Below are 26,757 nucleotides of genomic sequence, written 5' to 3'. Positions count from 1 at the left end.
AAAATGTTATAGTTATGTACCAAGTCTATTGATAGAATTATATTATGAGGTGTAATTAATGCAACAAAAGAGATTTACAATTATTACTAACAAGTCGGATGAATCAATTGCTGTGGCTAAAGACTTGTCTAGTAAATTATTAGTATTAAAGATGATATTTGATGAACAAAATCCAGAAATAGTATTTAGTATTGGCGGTGATGGAACTTTTTTATCGGCGATTAATCGTTTTAATGAAAATATTGATAATATTCATTTTATAACTATTAATACTGGAAATATTGGTTTTAATGCTCTTTATCAAGTTAATGAAATTGATAAGTTAATTACTAATTTAAAAAATAATATTTTGAAAACAAAATCTCTTGATGCTTTAAAAATAACTATTAATAATAAAAATTTTTATAGTTTTAATGAGATTAAATTAATTAGTATTGCAAAAACAATATTTTTTACAGTTTATATTAATAATCAATTATTACAAAATTGTCAAAGTTTAGGATTTGTTTTGACTACTAAAACTGGTTCAACAGGTTATACTAAAAGTATTAATGGAGCAGTTATTTTAAGTGAAAAAAATTTAATGGAATTCTTAGAAATTGCTCCTGTTTTTCATAATAAACATAATTCTTTAAAGGCACCATTAATTTTAGATAATACCCATACGGTTACTATTAAAGGTAATATGAAAGATGTTTTTTTAGTAATTGATAGTCAAAAACATGATTTTAATAGTGATAATTTAATTATTAATTTAATTGCTAATAAAATTAAAATTTTAGTAACTGATGTTAATGATTTAATAATGATTAAACAAATTCAAAAAACATTTATTCATAATTAAATAAAAGGAAGAGAAACGATGGAATTATGACAGATACTGTTGTTAGATTTAGGTTTAATATTATTAGTTTTTATAATTGCTTGCTTAATAAATATGATATTTTTAAAAAAAAAAATTCAACAGAAAAACAATGACAAAAATTAGTTCTTTTTAAAGTAGATGTTTTTATTGATTATTTAGGAACAATTAGTAATATTATTGAGGCACAAGCAACAAATACAAAGATTAAAATTATTATTAAAGATATTAAACAAGTTAATATTGAAAAGATTCGTAAGTTAAAACAGCAAGGAATAATTAAACAAAGTAATGCTATTAGTATTATTTTTGGTAAGTATGCTAAGGCATTATCAGAGATTATTAATGGTCGTTTAAAATAGCGATCATATTTTTTGTTGCTAAAACAATATGATAGAATAAGATGTGGGAAGATGAGAAGGGTAACAGCAAATGAATAAAGAACAAAGATTTACGAATAATTTTAATGGGAAGAAAATTGTTATTGAGTATGGTAGTTTAGCATCACTAGCAACAAGTTCAATTTTAGTACGCTATGAGGAAAGTACGGTATTAAGTATTGTTAGTTTTAATGAAGAACCATCAACATTAGATTTTTTTCCCTTAACAGTTGTATTTCAAGAGAAGTTATATTCTGTTGGAAAAATTCCTGGAGGGTTTTTTAAGCGTGAAGGCAAACCTAGTGAATATGCAACATTAGCATCAAGATTAATTGATCGTCCTTTGCGACCTTTATTTCCTAATAATTTTAATCACGAGATTCAAGTAATTAATAATGTATGAGCGGTTGATTCTAATGCCGATGTCAGAATGGCAGCATTATTAGGTTCTTCATTAGCATTATGTATTTCAAAAATTCCTTTTAATGGTCCAGTAGCAGGAGTTATTATTGGAAAAATAAATGGTGAATTAATTTGTAATCCTACAAGTCAACAATTAGAACAATCATCGTTAGAATTAATTGTTGCGGGAACAAAAGCATCAATTAATATGGTTGAAGCTAGTGGGCAAGAAATTAGCGAAGAAGAAATGTTAGTAGCAATTGCGAAGGCACATACAGAAATTAAAAAGTTAGTTGCCTTTCAAGAAGATATTATTAATATTATTGGCCAAGAAAAATTACCTATTATTGAATTAGAATTTGATAATAAATTAGTATCAACTATTACTAGTCAGTATGAACCACAAATTATTAAAGCTTTAAGTATTAAAACGAAACAAGAACAAAAAAAAGCTTTAAAAGATATTTATAATGCTTTAATTGCTGTTTATGATAATCAAAAATATGTTAATGAATTAGAACAAAAAAAGGTTATTAAACAGATTAGAGCTATTTATCAAACTTTATTAAAGAAACTTGTTCGTGATTTTATTATTAATAAGAAAATTCGTTTAGATGGTCGTGTGAGCAATGAAATTCGACCGTTAACATCAATTATTGATGTTCTACCAATTGTTCACGGTAGTGCTTTATTTACTCGTGGCGAAACGCAAGTATTATCAATTGTAACTTTAGGAGCTCTAGGCGAACATCAAATTATTGATGGTTTAACAGAAGAAGAAAGTAAACGCTTTATGCTTCATTATAATTTTCCATCATTTTCAGTTGGTGAAATAGGAAGATTTGGACCGCCCAATAGAAGAGAAATTGGTCATGGAGCATTAGCAGAAAAAGCATTGTTACAAGTATTGCCTAGTATTGATGATTTTCCTTATACGATTAGAGTTGTGACGGAAGTATTAGCATCTAATGGTTCAACCTCCCAAGCAGCAATTTGTGCTTCTTCATTAGCTTTAATGGCTAGTGGAGTACCGTTGAAATCTAGTGTTGTTGGGATTGCAATGGGATTAATTAAAGAAGGTAATGATTATGTTATTTTAAGTGATATTCAAGGTAGTGAAGATCACTTTGGTGATATGGATTTTAAAGTTTCAGGAACAAACCAAGGAATTTGTGCTTTACAAATGGATATTAAAATTGATGGCATTACAATGGAAATTTTTAAAGAAGCATTACTGCAAGCTAAAATTGGCAGAAAGCATATTTTAGATAATATGAAACAAACAATTGATGTTGCTCGTGATAAAGTAAGCAAAAATGCTCCTAAAATTAAACAATTACAAATTCCAATTAATCGCATTCGTGATGTTATTGGTGTTAATGGTAAAGTAATTACTAATATTGTTGAAGTTTCTGGTAATGTTAAAATTGATATTGATGATCATGGTAAAGTAACTATTTATCACAAAGATGAAGTGTCAATATTAATGGCAGAAAAATTAATTAAAGATATTATTGAACCAGTTATAATTGGAGAAATTATTATGGGAACTGTTGTTCGGATTGAAAAGTTTGGTTACTTTATTAATTTAAAAGAGAATATTGATGGATTATTACATAATTCAAAAATTCCGAAAAATACTTCGTTATTAAAATTAAAACAAAAAGTAACAGTAAAAGTAATTGGTATTGATGAAAAAAATCGTGTTAATTTAGAATTAATTAATGAAACTTAAAATTGAAATTGAATAGAAAAATAAAATGAACTCCTATTATTTTAAAACAGGAGTTCATTTTATTCATAATATTTTATTTTTAAATTAATTTTCGTGCTCATTTTACTTTAATAACACAGATGGTAACAAGAGCAAATTGAATAATTTCACCAATAGTAGAAATAATAAAAATATATTTGTAATCAAAGTTAGGAAAATATTTAGTTACAATAATACTAACAATTAATGGTGTTATAATAATAATAATTCAAGTACAAAGAATATCTAAGGCAGTAGCTAACTTTACAAATCCGCCGGCGCGTAAAACACTAAAAAAGATAATTGAAAAAGATAAGAAGAAATAAGCTAGGGATTGTAATCCTAAATAAAATCTTGCTGTGCTGATGGCTTCATTACTAATTTTGTTAGTAAATAGAATATCAAAAATAAAAAATGAAAGACCGAAAATTATTATTGTGAAAGTAATAGCAATTAGAAATAGCAAACCGATAATTTTTTTAAGATTGGCAACTGCTTGTGACAGTTTATTAACAACCTAATTGTTTACCAATAAAGATTGGCACAATGGCACTATAACTATTAAATACGGCATAAAAAATATTCATAATGTTCATTACAACAACGGTTGCTGATAGGATATCGGCACCACTATAATATGAATAAATAACTGTTTGTGCTGTTAATGATAATACAAAAAGAATGTTAGCTAAAAATATTGGCAAAAGCGATTTAAGAATCTTTAATAATAAATCTTTAGTAACATATCAAAAGTTTTTCATTGGTCGAAACACGGGTTTAGTAATTAAAAGAAATGTAATAACAATAGTTATTTCTAAAATTCTTGCTATTACAGTAGGAATAGCAACTCCCATAACTCCCATTTTTAAATAAAATAAAAAGATGAAGTTGAGAATGCCATTAGTCAATACCGGAAAAATTGTAAAAAGAAAAGGTAAATATGTTTTATTACATTCGTTCATATTTTGGTATAAGGTTGTTATAACGCTTAGAAGCGGATAAATTCAAATAACAATTGCTAAATATAAACTACCATTATCAATTGCGGTTTGGGAATTAAAATTTAACATTGTTTTACTGCTTTCAGAAGCAATAATTAGTTTAATTAAATCATTTCTTAATGTGAAGATAATGATGGTAAATATTATTGATATTGTGATATTAATTATAATTTTAATATTATTTACTTCTTGCATTTTTTTAAGATTATTATTACCGATATATTGAGAAGCATAAATGCTTCCCGCCATATTCGTAGCAAAAAAACCGAACATTGCCAATAACAGAATGGTGTTAGCAGCGCCAACGCCATTAAGGACTTCTTGACTTAAAAAAGAACCAATCATAAAGACATCAATAACATTCATTAATGCAATTAGTAATGATTGACCAATTAGAGGAATCATAATGATAAGGGCTTGTTTCATAAACTTACTGTCAAAGTATTGTGATAATTTTCATTTTTGGTTGATATTAGTAAGTTTCATTATTTTAGTACCTCGGTTTCTTAAATAGACTTGGTACATAACCTTTAATTTTATCTACTATTTTGATAATATTATTTCCTAGGTGAAGTACCAATGTTAGATAAATACAAAGACGAAAATGAATTTTATAGGGGCGTATAACAAAAACAAATTGGTGGTAAACCAAATAAATTATCAATAGAGCAAAGATTACTTATGACTTTAGAATACTGAAAAGAATATAGTACATATCGTATTATTGCAAAAAAATATAATATTAGTCATGTTAGTTGTATTCGTAATATCTTTTGAGTTGAAAATACTCTAATAAAAAATAGTCACTTTCATATACCTGGCAAAAAGATATTATTGGAAAATAAGGGTACTAATAATAATTTATTAGCAATTGATGCTACAGAAATTCCAATTGAAAGAATTAAAAAAACTAAAATTATTATTTTCTGGTAAGAAAAGGCAAAATTCATTAAAATCGCAAATAATTATTGATTTATTTAACAATAAAATTATTTCAGTAGATTTTTGTTATGGCAGTATTCATGATTATAAGTTATTTTTAAAATCAAATACACTTATAAATCCAAAATTAGAATTAATTGCTGATTCAGGATATCAAGGTTTGCAAAATGTTCATAAAAATAGATTATTGCCAATTAAAAAGAGTAAAAATAATCTTTTAAATCCAGATAAAAAGGAATATAATAGCTTTTTAAGTAAAGTTAGAATTGCCATTGAACATGTTTTTGCTAGATTAAAAAGATTTAAAATACTAGTTTATCGTTATCACAATAAGATTAGAAGATTTGGATTACGATTTAACTTAATTTCAGGAATATATAATTTTGAATTAAGCTAGTTATAGTTATGTACCAAGTCTAATAAATAAAAATGACAATAACAAGAAAGGCAGGGTTAGTTTAGTAATTAAATAATATAATTAGCTGATTGTTTTACTTCTTCAAAGCAATACCTAAGAAAACTAAACGCGACCTAAAGAAATAACTTCTTAGTAATAATTCTGAGTTTCCTATAATATTTACTAAGTATTTTTTGGGATAAAAGATAATTAATGAACGGTAAAAGAAACCGATTTGAATAAAGTAATTTTTGTTGTAATTATCTACACCCTTAAAATCAATTTCGGTGTAAGTTTTTTCGTCCATATCAAAAGTAGCATAAAATAAACTGGCAAAGAAGTTACCAAGGATTTCATAGATTTCGTCAAAAACATTTTTGTAATCGCTGTTGTTAATACTAGGAATGTTATTTTTAAAATATAGGTAAATATCATTTCGTAAATCTGGGTCATAGCGTAGAAAACTAAATCTAACATTAAGGTAATTTAAAGTACCAAAAAGATACTTAATTAGGTAATAATCGTTGGCGTTTGCAGTATCATATTTTCAGATTTCCTTTTCACCGTGTAGCAATTGTAAATACTTATTTCAGGCAATTATAGTTTTGTTAAATGCCTGAATTTTCAAAACATTCTCATTTACTACATTTTTATTACTAGAAGTCTTGTGATAAAAATAGCTCTCGTCTTTAAAACCATGATTTTTAATGGTGAATTCTTTATAGTAACCTTTTTCTAAAGTGTCGATGAAATTAAATACCGGTGTTCAATAGAGATAAGAGTAATTAAATTTATCAAAATCACCACGGTGAATCATTAAATAGTCAAGATTATCAATAACATCACTATAGTTATGGTTGCCGTCAAATTTGGTGGTTGTTTCTGGCAAATCAATGTCCGTACTTGGTTTAGTTTCTAATTTTGCTAAAAATTTTTTAATATGAAATTTGTTTGAACCCGGATAACTATATTCTTGTATTGTTATTTTTACATCTTTAATTTTTTTAGCAGTATAAAAATATTCAATATTTGTTTTTTGAAAATCTTTATCAAAAAATTCTCTTTCTTCTGGGGTGCTGTTTTCTTTTTTATAATTATAAATTTCTTTAATTTCTTTAAATACTGGTTCATTGGTAAAGACAGCAAACCCTCTAGTATTTTCTCCATAATTTTTTATTTCTAAAGGTAATTGTTCTATTACTTGCTTTCTTTTACTAAATGGAGGGTTAGAAATAATATAATCATATCTATCCACATCACTTTTAATGTAATTAAAGAAGTCAATTCCATCGTCAATATGACTATTCCAAACTTTATGCCCATTTTTTTCTAAAACACATACAAATTTACTATCAATTTTATCAAAAGGGCATAAAATAGTACTATTAGGTTTTAAAAATTCTAAAATTGGTTTAATCGCATATTCCTGTGTGTATCATTCATCATTAACATTAATTTTATTTAATAAATTAGAATTTAACATAATTAACTATTAATTCCTTTCTTTAATTATTTTTAATTTGTCATTCACTATTTTTAATTCTTGTTTTTTAGTTCATGTTTCATTTTTTTACCTACCTTTAATTACAATAAATAAGGCAATAAGTACACAAGTAACACCAAGAATGGTAAAAATTGGGTGTTGCGAAAATGTTCGTGCCATTGGTTTAAATAGCTCTAAAATTGTTAAATTGCTAGTAATAAATTTTTGGAAATTGGCAAGACCTTCGCTAATATAGTTCGTTAAAGTTTCAAAATGACTACCAACTAATAGCCCAAGAACAGTTATTAAGATAAAAATAATAAAATAATTTTTTGTTGTGTCAAAATTTACACATTTAATAAAATCCATAAGTATTAACCTAATAAAAGTTAGAAATTACTATATAGTATTTTTTATTTACAAATAATTTGTAATTATTTTAATAAGTAATGCAAGAAGTCTATTCAACTAGATGAGACATTTTTAGCGACATTAGATCAGAAAGTTAAACAAGACCAAAGAATTCGTTTAGTTACTTTTCATACCGGACATAAAGAAAAAAAAATACAAAAATGCTCGTAGAGCGTTAGAAAACAAACGAGGTCATTTTCTAATGTTAAAAGTTGGTAAACGAATAAATACGATGGATTATCGTGATTTATTAATTAAGGAATTACAAAAACATTATGTAAATATTAATTATGACAGAATAATTGTTTGTGGTGATGGTGATACTTGAATTAGGGAAATTGCCAATAGTTTTGGTAATGTTAGATATATTTTAGATGGTTATCATGCTATTAAAAAATTAAAACAAACTGCATTTAATCTTATTTTTGAAAATCGCAAAGTAACACTAAATAGTTGAATTGAATTATATAAAAATGGAAATCATCAAGAATTGGTAAAAAACATTTGTAATGTTGCTAAAAATGAATTAAATAAAGATATTAAAACAAATTTAAGAAAGGCGAGCAATTATTTCAAAAACAATAAGCACGGTATTCATCATCAAAATTTAGAATGAAATATCGGCTGTAGCATTGAAAGTGATGTATCACATTTAATAAAACAACAATTAGGATATGGAGCAAAAATATATAATCATAAGAATTTAAATAACCTATTACATTTAAGAATGGCAAATTTAAACAAATTAAATGTATTACATTACATTAATGAAAATATTAATTCAGAAATAGTAATCAGAAAAGAAATGCTGAATTATACTTGCACTTACAAGTATAATTCAGCATATTTAGTCAAAATTTAATAATAATTAATAATTTTTCATTGCGTAAAAATTCAATAATATGATAAAATGATAACGAATAAAAATGACAATAACAAGAAAGGTATGGTTAGTTTAGTAATTAAATAATATAATTAGCTGATTGTTTTACTTCTTCAAAGCAATACCTAAGAAAACTAAACGCGACCCATTTTAAGTTTTATATTGATTATTTTTAAAAAATTGGGTATAATTTTTTAGTGTTTGATTTACGATATCATCATAATGAAATCGCTAATAAAAAAGTAACATTAGGAAGTAATATTAAAGATTTAGTAACAATTATTAATTTATTTAATAGACTTCTTGCATTACTTATTTATTAAACAAAATTCCTATAAAATATATTTAAAATAGAAATTATAAGGAATTTAAGATTATGAAATTTGATAAATTTAATTTTATTAATGATAAAGAATTATTACGATTAACTGGAATAAAGCAAAGTACTTTTAATAAAATGTTAAATATTTTAAAAGAAGCTGAGTTAAAAAAGTTTAAAAGAGGTGGTAAAAATAATAAATTATCATTAGAAAATAGATTATTGATGACTTTATCATATTGACGAGAATATCGTACTTATTTTCATCTTGGTAAAAGTTTTGATATTAGTGAAGCTAGTTGTTATCGAAATATCAAGTGAATTGAAGATATTTTAATCAAACATCCTGATTTTCAACAACTTGCTGGTAAAAAAGCATTAATAAATGATTATTTTAATGATAAAACAATTATTATTGATGCTACAGAAACACCCATTCAACGCCCAAAAAAAGACAAAAACAATCTTATTCAGGAAAAAAGAAAAAACACACTATTAAAACACAAGTAATTATTGAAAAAGAAAGCAAAATAATTATTGCAACAAATTTTTCTCTCGGTAAAAAGCATGATTTTTGTTTATTAGACTTCTTGCATAACCTATTAAAATAATAAAAATTTTAAATTTAACCACTTTAAAATAAACATTTTTCTAAAATCTAAAATAATTTTGATAACAATTAACTAGGTTATGCAAGAAGTCTATTTAAAGAATCAAAAATCCCAATTTTAAAAAATACTAAATTAATAGTTGATAATGGTTATCAAGGAATACAAAAAATTCATAGTAATGTTCTAATACCTAAGAAAAAAACAAAGAAAAACCCTTTAAATAAAGAACAAAAACATAATAATAAATTAATTTCAAAAATGAGAATTATTATTGAAAATATTTTTGCTATTCTTAAAAAATTTAAAATTATTACTGAAAAATATCGTAATCGTAGAAAACGATTTAGTTTAAGATTTAATTTAATTGCTTCAATTTATAATTTGCAATTATAGATAACATAAAATATTTATTTAAAATTAAATTTAAATAATAAAATAATTTTTTGTTGTGTCAAAATTTACACATTTAATAAAATCCATAAGTATTAACCTAATAAAAGTTAGAAATTACTATATAGTATTTTTTATTTACAAATAATTTGTAATTATTTTAATAAGTAATGCAAGAAGTCTAATGACAAATATCCTCATCAACAAATTTACTTGCTTGGACAAGGATTAGGTGCTGATATTATATCTTGTCTTAGTAATAAAGCACCGGTTACTGGGATAATATTATTGAATGTAATTAGTAATCTTAATTATCTTGATAGTGATTTGAAAACAAAATTTATTTCATTGTATGGTTTTTGATTTGAACGTAATGGTAAGTTACCAGTTGTTTTGGCGGAGAAATTAATTAGTAAGAATAAAGCTTATCAGTTACAAATTAAGAAATATTTTGAAAATAAACCGTTTTTATTATGATATCGGTTACAAATGAACTCTTTAATTAATAAATCGTATTGAAAACTTAAAAGTTCAAATAAAAAAGTTTTGTTATTACAAAGTAATAATCATCCGTTTAGTAATCAAAAAAAATTAAAAAGTTAATGTGGGCTCATTTACTATATTTCATTGATGATGCGCATGATTTACTATGAAGTAAAAATTATGAGCAATATTGTAAAATGATTCATCAATGAATTGAAAATAGTAGTTAATGTTTAAGGAGAAAAGTATGAAAAGAGAATATTATAATTTTGAAAATATTCGGTTATTACCTAAAAAATGTATTGTTGAATCAAGGAAAGACTGTGATGCTAGTGTGCAGTTAGGTAAATTTAAATTTAAGTTACCAATTGTTCCTGCTAATATGACAACAGTTATTAGTGAAACAATGGCATTATTTTTACATTATGCATCGTTTTGAGTTTGATAATGTGGCTTTTGTTGCTAAAATGAAAGCCCAAAATCTTTATAGTTCAATTAGTTTAGGAATTAAATTAGAGGATTATAATGTCATTGATGAATTAAAAGCAAAAAATTTAATTCCTGATTTTATTACTATTGATATTGCTCATGGACATTCGCAATATATGGAAAAGATGCTTAAATACATTAAAATTCATTTACCACAAACATTTGTTATTGCGGGAAATATTGCTACGGCTGAAGCAGCACAAGATTTAGTTTCTTGAGGAGCTGATTGTGTTAAAGTTGGTATTGGTCCCGGAAAAGTTTGCACGACAAAGTTAAAGACTGGTTTTGGCACAGCTGGATGACAGCCCAAAGCTTGTTTAGACATTTTTAATACGATTAAACAACCAATTATTTTAGATGGTGGTTTACGCGAACATGGTGATATTGCTAAAGCGATTAGATTTGGGGCAATAATTTGTATGGTGGGAGCGATATTAGCAGGATTGGAAGAATCGCCAGGGAAAACTGTTCAAGTTGATGGTCAATTTTTGAAAGAATATTATGGTTCAGCTAGTGCCTTTAATAAAAAAAATAATGATAATATTGAAGGCAAGAGAATTTTTGTTCCGATTGAAGGAAATATTGCTTCGAAGTTGAGAGAAGTTAATCAGGATTTACAATCAGCAATTTCATATTCGGGAGGCAATAAACTTTTTGATTTAAGAACCGTTGATTATGTTTTATTAGTTAGTGAATAAAAAAAGAAAAAATGTTATTTTTAAATAAATGACATTTTTTCTTTTAAATGAAAGATGTTTTGCTAAATCTTATGTTAGGATAAATTTATAAGTTTATATTTGAGAGGAGTAAGAAAATGACAAAACTAAAAAATTCATCTTTTGTGAGAGTTTTTCATAGTTTTGGCAGTAAAAAAATATGAGCTATTGCTATTTTAGCAATGGCAGATGTATTGTCAATGACATTGCCTTTTTATTTAAAAAATGTTTTTTCTAATATTCATACTGAGTTTGGTATTAGTGAAGGAAAATTTACTAGTGCTCTTGCAATATATGGGTATGTTTTATTGCCATCATATTTATTTGGTGGTTATCTTGCTGATAAAGTTAGTTTAAAGTTATTAATTGTTAGTGGTTTAGCAATGATTGGTGGCGTTGGTTTTTGATATGGAGCAATTCCGTTTATGCAAGGTACTGAAGAAGCTATTTTTAGTCAGTTAGTAGCGATATTTGTTATTTGAGGGTTAGCAACAGGATTTATTTTTTGATCAGCATTATGAAAATTATTGTCACAACAAGCAACCGACAAGCAACAAGGAACAGTTAATGGTTTATTAGGCAGTATTAATGGTTTATTTGGTGCTTTAATTGTTGGTTTTTCTTATGCGATTTATTTTATTTTAAAAGCAACAAGTTTAGATAATTGAGCATTTCCTGCTTTATGTTGAGTTTTATCAGCAACAGCTTTAATTGTTTGTGTTTTAACAATGTTATTTGTTGAAGAAAAGAAAAAAACGAAAGTTTTTGCTTTTAAGTGAGATGAATTACGACTTATTATTGGTAATATTAAGGTGTGGTTAGTAACACTATTAATTTTAGGTGTTTATATGTTTCAATCAGGTTTAAGCGTTTTTATTAATTACTTAGAAAATAGTTTAAAAGTTGCTAGTGTGGTAACATTTATTTTAGGAATCATTAGAACTTATCTCTCACGGTTTGCTGTCTCTTCATTTGCTGGAAATATGGCTGATCGCTGAGAAAAATACATTCTCTTTATTACTTTGGGACTAGTAATAAATAGCTGTTTAATTTTGATTGCCATTATTACTCCTGGGTTTGGAACAACAATTAATAATTTTGGAGTTGTTGGAAGAATTACAATTCAAATTATTGTTTCAGTGATGTTTATTCTTTTAGGAATAACTTGTTGATGTTTAGTAACTAATCGTTGAGCAGTAATTAATGAATTAAATATTCCTGAAAAAAATTATGGTTTAATGGTAGCATTTATTTCTTTAATTTCTTTTTCTCCTGATGCTTGATTTTGACATATTGCTTCTGTTGTTTATAATCGTTATGAAATTGTTGAGATTGTTGATGGTAAAGAAGAAAAATTTTCTAGCCAAACGGGATATCAAATTGTTTTAACAATGATTCTTGTTGTCTCATTATTAGCAGTATTAGCGGGGTGCATATTGTTATTCTTAAAAAGAAAAGATAGTAAGCATTTAAAAATATCAGTTAGTTAATAAAATCGATATTAAAAAATGCCAAATTGTAAAGTTAAGTGCAACTAAATTATTTTTCTAACCAAATATTCGATTGGTGAAAGATAATTTAGTATTTTTCTTGGTCTTTGGTTTAAAGACAATATAAATTTATGAACTGCATTTTTAGTAGTATTTGAAAAATTAAATTTTTTAGGAAATTTTTCTCTAATTAAACCATTAGTATTTTCATTAGTACCTCTTTGTCAAGGCGAATACGCATTAGCAAAATAAATTTTCACATTTAAATTTTTTTCAAGTTGTTGTCAATTAGAAAATTCTTTACCCCTATCAAATGTTATAGTCTTAACAAGATTATTTGGAAGAATTGATAAATAATGGCTAATGTTTTCGTTAACAACTTTAGTAGTTCTATTTTCAACTAACATTGCTAAAGTAAATCTTGATGTTCTTTCAACTAAAGTTATTAAACATGATTTACTTTTACCTCGTGATGATACTACAGTATCACCTTCTCAATGACCAACAGTTATACGATTATTAACATTAATATTTCGTTCTTTAATTGATTTACCATTAAATTTACCGCGATTTTCTTGAGATTTTCGTTTCTTACCTTTTCTTCTTAAATTTTTATTAGTAACTTTTTCAAGTAATCCAGAATAAATTCAATTGTAAATTGTTTTAAAACTAATAATTCATTCTTTATGAAAATTTTTAATTCTGCCATAAATTTGTTCAGGCGATCAACCTAATAGTAATTTTTGTTGTACATATTTTACTAATTCTCTATTTTTAAACTTATGAAAATAAACATGTGATTGTTTTCTGTTTTCTGCTTTATTTTGTGCAATTAATGAAAAATAATGATTACTATCTTTATTTCTATTGACTTCTCGAATAATAGTACTAATACTTCGATTAAGATTTTTAGCTATTTCACTAATTTTTACTTTAAACTTCAATTGATTCTCAATATAAATTCTTTCATATATGCCAAGATGTTTGTAACCCATATAAAAACTCCTTGCTTTGTTTTTTCTAAAATAAACTTAGCATCATGAAATTTTTATATGAGATTTTTTGCAATTTTATTTACTTGCACTTACAAGTATAATTCAGCATATTTAGTCAAAATTTAATAATAATTAATAATTTTTCATTGCGTAAAAATTCAATAATATGATAAAATGATAACGAATAAAAATGACAATAACAAGAAAGGTATGGTTAGTTTAGTAATTAAATAATATAATTAGCTGATTGTTTTACTTCTTCAAAGCAATACCTAAGAAAACTAAACGCGACCCATTTTAAGTTTTATATTGATTATTTTTAAAAAATTGGGTATAATTTTTTAGCGTTTGATTTACGATATCATCATAATGAAATCGCTAATAAAAAAGTAACATTAGGAAGTAATATTAAAGATTTAGTAACAATTATTAATTTATTTAATGACAAATATCCTCATCAACAAATTTACTTGCTTGGACAAGGATTAGGTGCTGATATTATATCTTGTCTTAGTAATAAAGCACCGGTTACTGGGATAATATTATTGAATGTAATTAGTAATCTTAATTATCTTGATAGTGATTTGAAAACAAAATTTATTTCATTGTATGGTTTTTGATTTGAACGTAATGGTAAGTTACCAGTTGTTTTGGCGGAGAAATTAATTAGTAAGAATAAAGCTTATCAGTTACAAATTAAGAAATATTTTGAAAATAAACCGTTTTTATTATGATATCGGTTACAAATGAACTCTTTAATTAATAAATCGTATTGAAAACTTAAAAGTTCAAATAAAAAAGTTTTGTTATTACAAAGTAATAATCATCCGTTTAGTAATCAAAAAAAATTAAAAAGTTAATGTGGGCTCATTTACTATATTTCATTGATGATGCGCATGATTTACTATGAAGTAAAAATTATGAGCAATATTGTAAAATGATTCATCAATGAATTGAAAATAGTAGTTAATGTTTAAGGAGAAAAGTATGAAAAGAGAATATTATAATTTTGAAAATATTCGGTTATTACCTAAAAAATGTATTGTTGAATCAAGGAAAGACTGTGATGCTAGTGTGCAGTTAGGTAAATTTAAATTTAAGTTACCAATTGTTCCTGCTAATATGACAACAGTTATTAGTGAAACAATGGCATTATTTTTAGCTAAAAATAATTATTTTTACATTATGCATCGTTTTGAGTTTGATAATGTGGCTTTTGTTGCTAAAATGAAAGCCCAAAATCTTTATAGTTCAATTAGTTTAGGAATTAAATTAGAGGATTATAATGTCATTGATGAATTAAAAGCAAAAAATTTAATTCCTGATTTTATTACTATTGATATTGCTCATGGACATTCGCAATATATGGAAAAGATGCTTAAATACATTAAAATTCATTTACCACAAACATTTGTTATTGCGGGAAATATTGCTACGGCTGAAGCAGCACAAGATTTAGTTTCTTGAGGAGCTGATTGTGTTAAAGTTGGTATTGGTCCCGGAAAAGTTTGCACGACAAAGTTAAAGACTGGTTTTGGCACAGCTGGATGACAGCCCAAAGCTTGTTTAGACATTTTTAATACGATTAAACAACCAATTATTTTAGATGGTGGTTTACGCGAACATGGTGATATTGCTAAAGCGATTAGATTTGGGGCAACAATTTGTATGGTGGGAGCGATATTAGCAGGATTGGAAGAATCGCCAGGGAAAACTGTTCAAGTTGATGGTCAATTTTTGAAAGAATATTATGGTTCAGCTAGTGCCTTTAATAAAAAAAATAATGATAATATTGAAGGCAAGAGAATTTTTGTTCCGATTGAAGGAAATATTGCTTCGAAGTTGAGAGAAGTTAATCAGGATTTACAATCAGCAATTTCATATTCGGGAGGCAATAAACTTTTTGATTTAAGAACCGTTGATTATGTTTTATTAGTTAGTGAATAAAAAAAGAAAAAATGTTATTTTTAAATAAATGACATTTTTTCTTTTAAATGAAAGATGTTTTGCTAAATCTTATGTTAGGATAAATTTATAAGTTTATATTTGAGAGGAGTAAGAAAATGACAAAACTAAAAAATTCATCTTTTGTGAGAGTTTTTCATAGTTTTGGCAGTAAAAAAATATGAGCTATTGCTATTTTAGCAATGGCAGATGTATTGTCAATGACATTGCCTTTTTATTTAAAAAATGTTTTTTCTAATATTCATACTGAGTTTGGTATTAGTGAAGGAAAATTTACTAGTGCTCTTGCAATATATGGGTATGTTTTATTGCCATCATATTTATTTGGTGGTTATCTTGCTGATAAAGTTAGTTTAAAGTTATTAATTGTTAGTGGTTTAGCAATGATTGGTGGCGTTGGTTTTTGATATGGAGCAATTCCGTTTATGCAAGGTACTGAAGAAGCTATTTTTAGTCAGTTAGTAGCGATATTTGTTATTTGAGGGTTAGCAACAGGATTTATTTTTTGATCAGCATTATGAAAATTATTGTCACAACAAGCAACCGACAAGCAACAAGGAACAGTTAATGGTTTATTAGGCAGTATTAATGGTTTATTTGGTGCTTTAATTGTTGGTTTTTCTTATGCGATTTATTTTATTTTAAAAGCAACAAGTTTAGATAATTGAGCATTTCCTGCTTTATGTTGAGTTTTATCAGCAACAGCTTTAATTGTTTGTGTTTTAACAATGTTATTTGTTGAAGAAAAGAAAAAAACGAAAGTTTTTGCTTTTAAGTGAGATGAATTACGACTTATTATTGGTAATATTAAGGTGTGGTTAGTAACACTATTAATTTTAGGTGTTTATATGTTTCAATCAGGTTTAAGCGTTTTTATTAATTACTTAGAAAATAGTTTAAAAGTTGCTAGTGTGGTAACATTTATTTTAGGAATCATTAGAACTTATCTCTCACGGTTTGCTGTCTCTTCATTTGCTGGAAATATGGCTGATCGCTGAGAAAAATACATTCTCTTTATTACTTTGGGACTAGTAATAAATAGCTGTTTAATTTTGATTGCCATTATTACTCCTGGGTTTGGAACAACAATTAATAATTTTGGAGTTGTTGGAAGAATTACAATTCAAATTATTGTTTCAGTGATGTTTATTCTTTTAGGAATAACTTGTTGATGTTTAGTAACTAATCGTTGAGCAGTAATTAATGAATTAAATATTCCTGAAAAAAATTATGGTTTAATGGTAGCATTTATTTCTTTAATTTCTTTTTCTCCTGATGCTTGATTTTGACATATTGCTTCTGTTGTTTATAATCGTTATGAAATTGTTGAGATTGTTGATGGTAAAGAAGAAAAATTTTCTAGCCAAACGGGATATCAAATTGTTTTAACAATGATTCTTGTTGTCTCATTATTAGCAGTATTAGCGGGGTGCATATTGTTATTCTTAAAAAGAAAAGATAGTAAGCATTTAAAAATATCAGTTAGTTAATAAAATCGATATTAAAAAATGCCAAATTGTAAAGTTAAGTGCAACTAAATTATTTTTCTAACCAAATATTCGATTGGTGAAAGATAATTTAGTATTTTTCTTGGTCTTTGGTTTAAAGACAATATAAATTTATGAACTGCATTTTTAGTAGTATTTGAAAAATTAAATTTTTTAGGAAATTTTTCTCTAATTAAACCATTAGTATTTTCATTAGTACCTCTTTGTCAAGGCGAATACGCATTAGCAAAATAAATTTTCACATTTAAATTTTTTTCAAGTTGTTGTCAATTAGAAAATTCTTTACCCCTATCAAATGTTATAGTCTTAACAAGATTATTTGGAAGAATTGATAAATAATGGCTAATGTTTTCGTTAACAACTTTAGTAGTTCTATTTTCAACTAACATTGCTAAAGTAAATCTTGATGTTCTTTCAACTAAAGTTATTAAACATGATTTACTTTTACCTCGTGATGATACTACAGTATCACCTTCTCAATGACCAACAGTTATACGATTATTAACATTAATATTTCGTTCTTTAATTGATTTACCATTAAATTTACCGCGATTTTCTTGAGATTTTCGTTTCTTACCTTTTCTTCTTAAATTTTTATTAGTAACTTTTTCAAGTAATCCAGAATAAATTCAATTGTAAATTGTTTTAAAACTAATAATTCATTCTTTATGAAAATTTTTAATTCTGCCATAAATTTGTTCAGGCGATCAACCTAATAGTAATTTTTGTTGTACATATTTTACTAATTCTCTATTTTTAAACTTATGAAAATAAACATGTGATTGTTTTCTGTTTTCTGCTTTATTTTGTGCAATTAATGAAAAATAATGATTACTATCTTTATTTCTATTGACTTCTCGAATAATAGTACTAATACTTCGATTAAGATTTTTAGCTATTTCACTAATTTTTACTTTAAACTTCAATTGATTCTCAATATAAATTCTTTCATATATGCCAAGATGTTTGTAACCCATATAAAAACTCCTTGCTTTGTTTTTTCTAAAATAAACTTAGCATCATGAAATTTTTATATGAGATTTTTTGCAATTTTATTTACTTGCACTTACAAGTATAATTCAGCGCTGATTGTTTTACTTCTTCAAAGCAATACCTAAGAAAACTAAACGCGACCCATTTTAAGGGACGCATAAAGTTTTGTTAGGTGGGAAAAGATTTGAATAAGTATTAAGACAGTCAGCAATGATTGTCTTTTTATTTTATAAGATGTTAAAAATTTTTTCTTTGAAAATTAAATACAAGTGAGTTAATAATGTTGGTATGTATTAAAACACGATAAATTGTGGGTGGTCGCCATAACCAAAAGAAGTTTACCAGTTAATAGATAACATCCTATTAGCTATAGCAATTTGTTTCGTTTTGCAATAAAAAAATGAATGGGTGGATTTCCTAAAAATATACACGCTATTAAATTAGTTCCAAGGGTAGGATGCGGATATTAAAGTGTAGAAATTTCTATATAGGGATATACTAAGTTTAAAATTATTAAAATCTTTATCTAATTAAAAAAACAAAATTTACTAACAAAGCTTGTTAAACACTTAAATCTGCGATATATAAGTGTTTAAAAAACTAAGTTAACTAACTTAGTTAATATAACTTAGTTTATTCATAAGAAAGGTAATTTATTATGAAAAACATTGAAAACATTTTCTTAAATACTAAAAAATATCTTTTAAAAGAAACACAAAACGCAATGTTTATTAAAGCGCCAAAAATTCCGTGATTTAATGAACAAATCGGCATTTGGTTTCCAAAGCGATTTGTTTATAAAGGAAAATATGAAAATTCTATTTGCATCGGAATAATAAAAGATAGTAAATATCAAGTAATTTCAGTTAAACAACAAGAGCAAGAAACCAAGTGAATTAAAGGACAAGAATTATTAAGTTTCTTCATTGCCGAAAAAGAAAACAACAAAAAAGATACAAATTATAACTATTTTAAAGGAGTTTAAAAATGAATATTGCGATTGGAATAATATTTACTATTATTTGCATAATGTTATTGGCATATTTTGCTTATAAAATTTATGCCAAAATAAAAATGCGAATTAAATATAAAAATGCCATTAGAAATAATACTGGTAATTTTACAAAAGACGAAAAAGTATTTATTGCTCGCTTTGAAGAATGAGTTAAAGCTCCTAATTCAAAAGAAAATAACGCGGATAAAAAATAATGTTTTGAGAAATTATTATGGAATTCTTAAAACTGTTTGTTCCGATAGAAAAAATGCCTGCACAAGTTGCCTTTATTGCCGGATTAATTATTATCATTACTTTTATTTTCGCATTAATTTCAATTATGTATTTACCAATAAAAATGATTTTTGGGAGATAAAAAATGACAATAAACTTAAAAGAATTTAATTGAGAACAAATTAAACAAACTTTCTGAGATTTATTTATTCAAATTACAACCATTCCCGCTCACATTACTGGTGGTAAAGAAATTAAATTAATAGAAGCACCACTTTGACTCTTAATAGCAAACATTGCTTTTTGATTCTTAACAGCGATTATGGTGTGATTTATTCTCATGCTACTTTGAAAAACCATATCAGTATTTAGATAGAGAAGAAAGTAATGTCAAGAAGTTACATTGTGATGCATTCCCAAAGAAATTCAAAATTAATTAGGAAAAAATATAACCGCGTTAAGGTTAATCGTGGTTTTAACAAATTTAAGAAAAACTTTGAATATAAATGATGAATGTTTTAAAAAGAAAGGGGGTGATTATATGATTGGAACTTTCTTAGCCGATACACCAGCAACAGTAGAAAAAATAACAGCTAGTGACGCAATGACTAAATTATGAAATGCAATTATAACGGCATTTACTAAAATGTGAGAAATTATTGCTGTTAATATGCCACAAGTCGGTAACTTCTTTGCTGACTACTGAATATTCATTTTTCCATTTATTTTGGCAATATTCTTTATTTGCTTTAAAATGTTTGAAAAACTACTTGGAGCAGTACGCTAATAAAAAAATAAAGTGAGGTGCAAGATGAAATTTTGCAAATGAATAATAGAAAAAAATAACCATTTTATTGAATTAAATCGCACCTCATTTTTAATTTTATGACATTGAGGAGCAATTTGATATATTTACAACGGTTATTTTAAAAACATTGTGAGCTATTTATTTTTAGCAGGTTGTATTTTAATTTTCCTTTTTAAAATCGGTAATTTAACACAAATTAACAAAGTTATTAATTTCTTAAAAAACTCACCATTAAATATTGTTATTGGTTCATTAGGAACTGGAAAAACTGCTTTTCTAGTATACGCATCAAAATTACTAAAAAAGAAAAAATATCATATCGCATCAACCTTTCCATTACTAGAAACTCAAAAATTAAGTTTAGGACATATGGGATTATTAGACTTTGATTACCCGGTATTACCAGATAAAACCTTACTTTTGTGAGATGAAACCAATTTATTCTTAGAAGGAACTGATTGAGAAAAAAATAATACCAAAAACGAAGAAACCGGTATTCAAGAATATTTCGCTCTAGCACGGCATTTTGGTCATATTGTCCTCGCTAGCGGTCAAAGAGACAAACATATTTGAGTTAAAGTTCGTGATATTGCCAATAATGTGATTGTGGGCATTCGCAAAAAACCCGTTAATATTTTTCGTCCCTACTTAAAAGTTATTTATGGTACCTTTACGAGCATTGAAGAATATGAACGCTGACGAAACACCTTAATTGATGCTAAAAATAGTAAAAAGGGTCGTCGCATTAAATACCGTGATATTCCCGAACTTGATATTTATTTTTTTAAACTAAAAATTCCGCTACCAATATTAAACACTTACAATTCTTTTTACTTAGCGTTTTTAAGAGATTACTTAAATTCAAAAGTAAATCCTGACTATGAAGACAAATACTATACTGACACCGCAATTGATTTAGAAGACCTAGAATACTTAAAAATGGATAAATTCAGCAAATTTTTAAGAAAAATGAAAGAAAAGGAATAATAAAAAATGGAAAATCTCGCAAAAATGGCCGACTTTCTCGCCCAAATGCTTTATAAAGTTTTTGACTTAATTTGAAGTTTAGAAGTGCCAGGAACAAATATTCAATTAATATTTCCTCTATTCTTAACGCTGGCTGTAGAATTTCTTATGGCAATTATTCTTGGATTTGGTAGTCAACAAGTTAATTTAGAAAAACAACGCCAATATGCGGTTAAAAATAAAGGTCGATTAAGTGCGTGAGGAAAAACTAAAAAACAAATAAAACCAATAAAAACAAAGCAAGGTAACTAACAATGTTTAAACTAATTATTATTTTTATCTTAATAACTGTTCTTGGGTTATTAGCTGGTAGTCATTTTGAAACTTTAACAAACTATATTAGCGAAGGGCTTGCCAATTTCCAAAAGTTTATTACTAGCAATTTAACAATTTTAGAACTATTTAAACCAATGGCTCGGACATTTTCGCAACACCCAATTTTTACCATTCTTGGCGTTACTTGTGTACTTATTGCCTTATTTATTGTGATTAAAGGTAGGTAAAAAATATGAAAGGAAAATAAAAATGAAAAAACTTTTAGGTAAATTATTTAAAAAAGATAATTCAAAAGAAAAATTGCCATTAAAAATAAGAATTAAAAATTCTTTTAAAAAGCAATGGTTAAAAATAGCATTGAGTATCATTTTTATCTTTATAAGCTTATTAATTTGTGCATTAACAGCAATCGATACTAAATCAATAACTGGGACAAGTGATGAATTTAATAATTTTATGAATAAAGAAATGGTTGATTTCTTTGGCAAATTTAATAGTGGTATTATGCTGGCAGGAATATTTGTTTTTTGATGAGGCGGAGCAATGTATTTTGCAATTAAATTTGAAAAATTAATCCGCTTGATTATTCAGAAAGTTAAAGCAAAAAGAGCCTTAAAAAATGAAACTAAACAAGTTAATTAATTTTTTAAAAAGATATTGATGAATAATAATTAATTACATTATATTCATATCTTTAAGTATACTTTTATTGTTACATACAGATATTGAAAATTTGCAACAATTTATTAAAAATTTTGGAGCAATTGGTAAGTTAATGATTATAGGTTATTCCTTAGTATGAGTAACCATAACAGAAATAGTAAACTGTTTTGTTCATTTTATATTAAAAAAGATTAAAGTTAAAAGAATAATGAAAAATAAAATATTTTAAAAAGGAGTGATAAAAATGTTTATGAAAATATTTACCGCGCTAACTATTAGTTTCAATAACATTTTTACTATTCCCCAAAAAATTAACAACGATGAAGTGACAACACATTCACTGATTAGAAATAAAAGAGAAAGTAATAAAGTTTATGATTTTGAAATTAGAAACTTAGAAAAAATAAGATTTTTAACAGAAAGGCAAGACCATGACCTTTTAAAAGTTGAGATAAGAACAGAAGAAAATATAAATGCAAATATAGATAAACAATTACCAAATTTAAAAAATGTAAAAATTTTTAGTTTAGAGTTTAATGCAGAGCTTGTAAATAACAGAATTAAACAAAAAGACTTTCAAAAAATAACAAATACTTATGGAAAAAAAATAGATACTTCGGGTTTAAATTTTTATACCTGAATGATTAACATACCCAATAAAACAATTAAAATTAAAGCACAAGGAACAGAATTACTAACTTTTGAACATGATGATACTAACAATTATAGATTAAATAAAACAAATAATTTTGAAATTGAAATTGAAAAAGATACTACTGATATTGAATTACCAACAACAAACACCAAATTTGATGGCAACCATAACTATAATGATGTTGTTGATAATCTTGATTACTTAATGATTCACCGTGGTGATTTTGATAAATTTAATTACTCTTATCTTTATTGAACACCAGTATTTAATTTCATTGACACCTTAGAAAAAGGTTATTATAAAGAATTTACCATTAAAAACCACGGTTTTAAATCAGAAAGTTATTTCTATCACAAAAATTCTACTAGTGAAGAAAAAATAAATAAAAATATATTAAAAATTAAAGCCTTTAATAAAACTCTAATCGCAGGTAATAACTATTTGCAATTATTACATGGTGAAAGTGAAATCTGAAAATATGACACAGCAAATGCCAACGATTATTATCTAATTAAGTACCTTTTTGGAACTTTAAATTATCTTAATGTTAAATTTAGTTTTCTGCGTTATGACCCTGAATTAAAAAACGACATTTACCTTTATTTTAAAAACAACATTCCTAATATTAACAACAGCGATTACAAAAATGTTTTTGACGAAATCTACGAAATCCTTGGCAACTTTTTTGCTAGTTTATTTTACGCCACTTTTGACATGGACGAAAAAACTCATACCGAAATTGATTTTAAAGGCGTCGACAATTATAACAAAGATTACTTTATTCAAATTGGGTTCTTTTATCGTTCGTTAATTACCTTTTATCCCAAAAAATATTTAATTAATGTTACTGGTAATTCAGAATTATTATTAAGAAGTTATTTTTTTACTTTTGATAAAAAAACGCACCAAGAAAATTATAATGCCATTAAAAACAACAATAGCATTTATCAAATTGATTTTAATGTCCTTAAATCCTATGATAATAAATTGATTATCTTGCCGGCCAACAAACTCGCTAATAGTATTAATTACCTCAATACCGATATTGATATTCGCTACGGTATTAATATTTTTACCTTAACCTTTCCACTTTATCACAAAGGCAACATCTCTAATTACAATTTTAAAATTTATGACTTTAATGTCTTAAATTCCACAACCTTTATTCCTGATGGTTCCACCAACTCAGAATGAGATGACTTAATTCCGCCAGCAAATTGCAAGTATTCTGGACGATGAATACCAACTTTTAATGATATTGGATGTGCCATTCAAAATGCTGGTATCAAAATGATTAACTGAATTCTTACTGCTTCACAAATTATTACCATTTTAAGACCGTTAGCAATTATTGCAAAAGCAACAGTTAACTTTTCAACTGCTATTTTTCCAGCTTTTAAAACGGTACCAGCTTTTTACTATACATTTCAATTTTTAATCGATTTTGCCATTTTTCTAATGATATTAAGGATTTTCCTGTAATATATATATATATATATATATATATATATATATATATATTGAAAAAATAAAGCAATAAAGGAATTAAAATAATGAAAATTTTAAATATAATAACTCTTTTGACATTAACAATATTACCAATAGTTAGCTGTTCTAAAAAAGCAAATGAACCAGTAGAACAAAAAAATAAAGATAACGAAAACAAAGTTTATGATTTTGAAATTAGAAACTTAGAAAAAATAAGATTTTTAACAGAAAGGCAAGACCATGACCTTTTAAAAGTTGAGATAAGAACAGAAGAAAATATAAATGCAAATATAGATAAACAATTACCAAATTTAAAAAATGTAAAAATTTTTAGTTTAGAGTTTAATGCAGAGCTTGTAAATAACATAATTAAACAAAAAGACTTTCAAAAAATAACAAATACTTATGGAAAAAAAATAGATACTTCGGGTTTAAATTTTTATACCTGAATGATTAACATACCCAATAAAACAATTAAAATTAAAGCACAAGGAACAGAATTACTAACTTTTGAACATGATGATACTAACAATTATAGATTAAATAAAACAAATAATTTTGAAATTGAAATTGAAAATCCGTAATAACTAAATTTAAACACCGTTAAAATTATTTGTCAAAGAAAGGTTAGTTTTTTATGATGATAATATCCTCAAAAAAATAAACAACTTTTTCATTTTTTCTATTTTAACAAAATAAAACCAGTAATTTTAATTAATGGAACGATACCCAAAAAGTAGACATGAAATAAAAAACATTTGATATTAATATTCTACACGATATGTTTGTTTAAAATTCATTCATTTATGAATTAAATTAATCATATCGTGTTTTGTTTTGATAATATTATTGTAAATAGTTTCTTTCTTTAAAATTGAATGAAAACTTTCTATAACTGCATTGTCTAAAGGAGTACCTTTTCTTGACATTGATATGCGTATTCCAAGATTTTCACAAAATTTATTATATTTAGTGGTTCTATATTGAATTCCTTGATCAGAATGTAATATTAAACCATTTAATTTTTTATTTTTTACAGCTTTTAAAAGAGTATTCATTACTAGCTCTGTATTGTTTTTAAAACTCATTTCATATGCAATAATTCTTTTATCATATAAATCAATAATAGTACTTAAATAAAGAAAATCTTTTTGTTTATAAATTTTAATATAAGTAATATCAGTAACTCATTTTTGATTAATTTTTTCAGCTCTAAAATTTCTTTGTAATAAATTATATTTAGCATCTAACAAATTTTCATAACTACGATAAGTATTTTTTCTGTGAATATGTTTTACTCAATTAGCTCTAATATTATAATTTTTCATTAATTTTAATAATTTTTTATGATTAATAATTCATCCAGCTTCCTTCTCAATAGCAATTTTTAGTCTCCTATACCCGTAACATTTCTTATGCTTTTCAAAAATTTTTTTAATAATATTTATTTCTTTAAAATCATTTTTATTATTAAATCTTTGTTTATAATAATTAGCACGATTAACATTAAGAATTTTACATAATACTTTTATTGAGTGTTTATTTTTATATAAATTAATAAAATTTATTTTATATTTTGTTGTTGTCTTGAGAAGGAAAGGAACTTTTTTAGAATTTCATTTTCTAATCTTAAATATTCAAGCTCACTATAATTTGCCTTATGAATTTTTCTTTCAAAATTTCAATTTTTATTTTTATGTTTATAAAGTCAATTACTAATAGTATTGCGAGAAATATTATATTTTTCAGCTAAATAATTATAACTACATCCTTCTTTTAGATGTTCATTAACAATTTTAATAATTAATTCTTTACTTCTATGAATTTTTTTCATAATAAAATGCACCTCATTTATAGTTTACACAAATGTTTTTATTTTTGTGTCTACTTTATAGGGGGCATTCCATTTTAATTAATTACTGGTTTGAATATTTTTGTTATTTTATCATAATAAATTTAAACTTGGTGTTCTTGTTCCAATTAAAGTAATTATTAATTTGTCCAAAAAAAGTATTGATAAAATCTCTTCCAAAACTTGTTGGTAGTCTGGGAAAGCTTAGGTTTTATAAAAATTATAAAAAAAAGACTTAATATTTTTTTCACATTATTTATTTCTCATAAATAATTACTCTTATAATGG

30 protein-coding genes and 2 pseudogenes are annotated in these 26,757 nt (G+C 25.4%); 24 read left to right on the top strand and 8 right to left on the bottom strand.

Annotated elements, in window-relative coordinates; genetic code table 4:
* The first annotated feature begins 58 nt into the window (after positions 1-58).
* The 3 genes from AAHJ00_RS06715 to AAHJ00_RS06705 all read left to right on the top strand — a co-directional run bounded on the left by AAHJ00_RS06715 (position 59) and on the right by AAHJ00_RS06705 (position 3,379).
* The gene (locus tag AAHJ00_RS06715) at positions 59-844 is read left to right on the top strand and encodes an NAD(+)/NADH kinase (protein ID WP_342223888.1); all 786 of its coding nucleotides are present in this window, start codon (positions 59-61) and stop codon (positions 842-844) included.
* 26 nt (positions 845-870) lie between these two features.
* Positions 871-1,224, top strand: a complete 354-nt coding sequence (locus AAHJ00_RS06710) for a hypothetical protein (protein ID WP_342223887.1) — start codon at positions 871-873, stop codon at positions 1,222-1,224.
* A 70-nt stretch (positions 1,225-1,294) separates the two neighbouring features.
* Positions 1,295-3,379 carry a polyribonucleotide nucleotidyltransferase gene (locus AAHJ00_RS06705; protein ID WP_342223886.1) on the top strand — a complete coding sequence of 695 codons (2,085 nt, stop codon included), beginning with the start codon at positions 1,295-1,297 and terminating at the stop codon, positions 3,377-3,379.
* A 79-nt stretch (positions 3,380-3,458) separates the two neighbouring features.
* Here the strand turns inward: AAHJ00_RS06705 and AAHJ00_RS06700 are convergent, their stop codons facing one another.
* Together AAHJ00_RS06700 and AAHJ00_RS06695 are read right to left on the bottom strand one after the other, a co-directional pair.
* Complete coding sequence (locus AAHJ00_RS06700; RefSeq protein ID WP_342223885.1) at positions 3,459-3,863, bottom strand: hypothetical protein; 405 nt, start codon at positions 3,861-3,863, stop codon at positions 3,459-3,461.
* A 43-nt stretch (positions 3,864-3,906) separates the two neighbouring features.
* Positions 3,907-4,923 (bottom strand): MATE family efflux transporter, encoded by a 1,017-nt coding sequence (locus AAHJ00_RS06695; protein ID WP_342223884.1) that lies wholly within the window; start codon positions 4,921-4,923, stop codon positions 3,907-3,909.
* A 156-nt stretch (positions 4,924-5,079) separates the two neighbouring features.
* Between AAHJ00_RS06695 and AAHJ00_RS06690 the strand changes: the two genes are divergently transcribed.
* A complete protein-coding gene (locus tag AAHJ00_RS06690) occupies positions 5,080-5,331 on the top strand; it encodes a transposase family protein (RefSeq protein WP_342223883.1) in 252 nt (83 codons plus the stop codon).
* Positions 5,273-5,737 carry a transposase family protein gene (locus tag AAHJ00_RS06685; protein ID WP_342223882.1) on the top strand — a complete coding sequence of 155 codons (465 nt, stop codon included), beginning with the start codon at positions 5,273-5,275 and terminating at the stop codon, positions 5,735-5,737. Before AAHJ00_RS06690 ends, AAHJ00_RS06685 begins: the two co-directional genes overlap by 59 nt.
* A gap of 94 nt (positions 5,738-5,831) precedes the next feature.
* Here AAHJ00_RS06685 and AAHJ00_RS06680 read toward each other — a convergent pair whose 3' ends face one another.
* On the bottom strand, positions 5,832-7,220 hold the full coding sequence (locus AAHJ00_RS06680) for a hypothetical protein (RefSeq protein ID WP_342223881.1): 1,389 nt from the start codon (positions 7,218-7,220) through the stop codon (positions 5,832-5,834).
* A gap of 87 nt (positions 7,221-7,307) precedes the next feature.
* On the bottom strand, positions 7,308-7,589 hold the full coding sequence (locus tag AAHJ00_RS06675; RefSeq protein WP_342223880.1) for a hypothetical protein: 282 nt from the start codon (positions 7,587-7,589) through the stop codon (positions 7,308-7,310).
* A gap of 244 nt (positions 7,590-7,833) precedes the next feature.
* Between AAHJ00_RS06675 and AAHJ00_RS06670 the strand changes: the two genes are divergently transcribed.
* The 6 genes and pseudogenes from AAHJ00_RS06670 to AAHJ00_RS06640 all read left to right on the top strand — a co-directional run bounded on the left by AAHJ00_RS06670 (position 7,834) and on the right by AAHJ00_RS06640 (position 13,012).
* Positions 7,834-8,493, top strand: a complete 660-nt coding sequence (locus tag AAHJ00_RS06670) for a UPF0236 family transposase-like protein (protein ID WP_342223879.1) — start codon at positions 7,834-7,836, stop codon at positions 8,491-8,493.
* A gap of 218 nt (positions 8,494-8,711) precedes the next feature.
* Positions 8,712-8,837: a hypothetical protein gene (locus tag AAHJ00_RS06665; protein ID WP_342223878.1), complete on the top strand. Its 126-nt coding sequence runs from the start codon at positions 8,712-8,714 to the stop codon at positions 8,835-8,837.
* A 53-nt stretch (positions 8,838-8,890) separates the two neighbouring features.
* Positions 8,891-9,837: pseudogene (locus tag AAHJ00_RS06660) on the top strand (transposase family protein).
* A 210-nt stretch (positions 9,838-10,047) separates the two neighbouring features.
* Positions 10,048-10,437, top strand: coding sequence for a hypothetical protein (locus AAHJ00_RS06655; RefSeq protein ID WP_342223865.1), 390 nt, complete (start codon positions 10,048-10,050; stop codon positions 10,435-10,437).
* A gap of 127 nt (positions 10,438-10,564) precedes the next feature.
* Positions 10,565-11,504: pseudogene (locus tag AAHJ00_RS06645) on the top strand (GMP reductase).
* Between the two features lie 116 nt (positions 11,505-11,620).
* Positions 11,621-13,012, top strand: a complete 1,392-nt coding sequence (locus AAHJ00_RS06640) for an MFS transporter (protein ID WP_342223863.1) — start codon at positions 11,621-11,623, stop codon at positions 13,010-13,012.
* A 44-nt stretch (positions 13,013-13,056) separates the two neighbouring features.
* On the opposite strand, the gene AAHJ00_RS06635 is transcribed toward AAHJ00_RS06640, so the two are convergent.
* On the bottom strand, positions 13,057-14,007 hold the full coding sequence (locus AAHJ00_RS06635; RefSeq protein WP_342223478.1) for an IS30 family transposase: 951 nt from the start codon (positions 14,005-14,007) through the stop codon (positions 13,057-13,059).
* A 470-nt stretch (positions 14,008-14,477) separates the two neighbouring features.
* On the opposite strand from AAHJ00_RS06635, the gene AAHJ00_RS06630 reads away from it, so the two are divergent.
* From AAHJ00_RS06630 to AAHJ00_RS06620, 3 genes are all read left to right on the top strand, one after another.
* Positions 14,478-14,867 (top strand): hypothetical protein, encoded by a 390-nt coding sequence (locus AAHJ00_RS06630; RefSeq protein WP_342223865.1) that lies wholly within the window; start codon positions 14,478-14,480, stop codon positions 14,865-14,867.
* Positions 14,868-14,994: 127 nt separating this feature from the next.
* Entirely contained in the window at positions 14,995-15,954 is a 960-nt protein-coding gene (locus AAHJ00_RS06625; protein ID WP_342223875.1) for a GMP reductase, read from the top strand.
* A 116-nt stretch (positions 15,955-16,070) separates the two neighbouring features.
* Entirely contained in the window at positions 16,071-17,462 is a 1,392-nt protein-coding gene (locus AAHJ00_RS06620) for an MFS transporter (protein WP_342223863.1), read from the top strand.
* A gap of 44 nt (positions 17,463-17,506) precedes the next feature.
* Here the strand turns inward: AAHJ00_RS06620 and AAHJ00_RS06615 are convergent, their stop codons facing one another.
* Complete coding sequence (locus AAHJ00_RS06615) at positions 17,507-18,457, bottom strand: IS30 family transposase (RefSeq protein ID WP_342223478.1); 951 nt, start codon at positions 18,455-18,457, stop codon at positions 17,507-17,509.
* Positions 18,458-19,131: 674 nt separating this feature from the next.
* Here AAHJ00_RS06615 and AAHJ00_RS06610 point away from each other — a divergent pair.
* The 10 genes from AAHJ00_RS06610 to AAHJ00_RS06565 all read left to right on the top strand — a co-directional run bounded on the left by AAHJ00_RS06610 (position 19,132) and on the right by AAHJ00_RS06565 (position 25,201).
* Positions 19,132-19,458, top strand: a complete 327-nt coding sequence (locus AAHJ00_RS06610; RefSeq protein ID WP_342223874.1) for a hypothetical protein — start codon at positions 19,132-19,134, stop codon at positions 19,456-19,458.
* Between the two features lie 2 nt (positions 19,459-19,460).
* Positions 19,461-19,682 carry a hypothetical protein gene (locus AAHJ00_RS06605; protein WP_338968589.1) on the top strand — a complete coding sequence of 74 codons (222 nt, stop codon included), beginning with the start codon at positions 19,461-19,463 and terminating at the stop codon, positions 19,680-19,682.
* A 164-nt stretch (positions 19,683-19,846) separates the two neighbouring features.
* A complete protein-coding gene (locus tag AAHJ00_RS06600) occupies positions 19,847-20,077 on the top strand; it encodes a hypothetical protein (protein WP_342223873.1) in 231 nt (76 codons plus the stop codon).
* 165 nt (positions 20,078-20,242) lie between these two features.
* On the top strand, positions 20,243-20,488 hold the full coding sequence (locus tag AAHJ00_RS06595; protein ID WP_338981777.1) for a hypothetical protein: 246 nt from the start codon (positions 20,243-20,245) through the stop codon (positions 20,486-20,488).
* A 24-nt stretch (positions 20,489-20,512) separates the two neighbouring features.
* Entirely contained in the window at positions 20,513-21,496 is a 984-nt protein-coding gene (locus tag AAHJ00_RS06590; protein ID WP_342223872.1) for a hypothetical protein, read from the top strand.
* A 6-nt stretch (positions 21,497-21,502) separates the two neighbouring features.
* Entirely contained in the window at positions 21,503-21,787 is a 285-nt protein-coding gene (locus AAHJ00_RS06585) for a hypothetical protein (protein ID WP_342223871.1), read from the top strand.
* Positions 21,788-21,789: 2 nt separating this feature from the next.
* Positions 21,790-22,038: a hypothetical protein gene (locus tag AAHJ00_RS06580; RefSeq protein ID WP_215826579.1), complete on the top strand. Its 249-nt coding sequence runs from the start codon at positions 21,790-21,792 to the stop codon at positions 22,036-22,038.
* A gap of 22 nt (positions 22,039-22,060) precedes the next feature.
* Positions 22,061-22,453, top strand: coding sequence for a hypothetical protein (locus tag AAHJ00_RS06575; RefSeq protein WP_342223870.1), 393 nt, complete (start codon positions 22,061-22,063; stop codon positions 22,451-22,453).
* 265 nt (positions 22,454-22,718) lie between these two features.
* A complete protein-coding gene (locus AAHJ00_RS06570) occupies positions 22,719-24,611 on the top strand; it encodes a hypothetical protein (protein ID WP_342223869.1) in 1,893 nt (630 codons plus the stop codon).
* A 71-nt stretch (positions 24,612-24,682) separates the two neighbouring features.
* A complete protein-coding gene (locus AAHJ00_RS06565; protein WP_342223868.1) occupies positions 24,683-25,201 on the top strand; it encodes a hypothetical protein in 519 nt (172 codons plus the stop codon).
* Positions 25,202-25,381: 180 nt separating this feature from the next.
* Here AAHJ00_RS06565 and AAHJ00_RS06560 read toward each other — a convergent pair whose 3' ends face one another.
* Positions 25,382-26,170: an IS3 family transposase gene (locus AAHJ00_RS06560; RefSeq protein WP_342224613.1), complete on the bottom strand. Its 789-nt coding sequence runs from the start codon at positions 26,168-26,170 to the stop codon at positions 25,382-25,384.
* 11 nt (positions 26,171-26,181) lie between these two features.
* Entirely contained in the window at positions 26,182-26,451 is a 270-nt protein-coding gene (locus AAHJ00_RS06555) for a transposase (RefSeq protein ID WP_342223538.1), read from the bottom strand.
* Between the last annotated feature and the right edge of the window lie 306 nt (positions 26,452-26,757).

The organism is Spiroplasma endosymbiont of Asaphidion curtum (assembly GCF_964031085.1).
In the GTDB taxonomy this organism is placed as follows: Bacteria; Bacillota_I; Bacilli_A; order Mycoplasmatales; family Nriv7; genus Nriv7.
The sequence above is the reverse complement of the archived record's forward strand: the minus strand, read 5'-3'. Positions and strand labels throughout refer to the sequence as shown.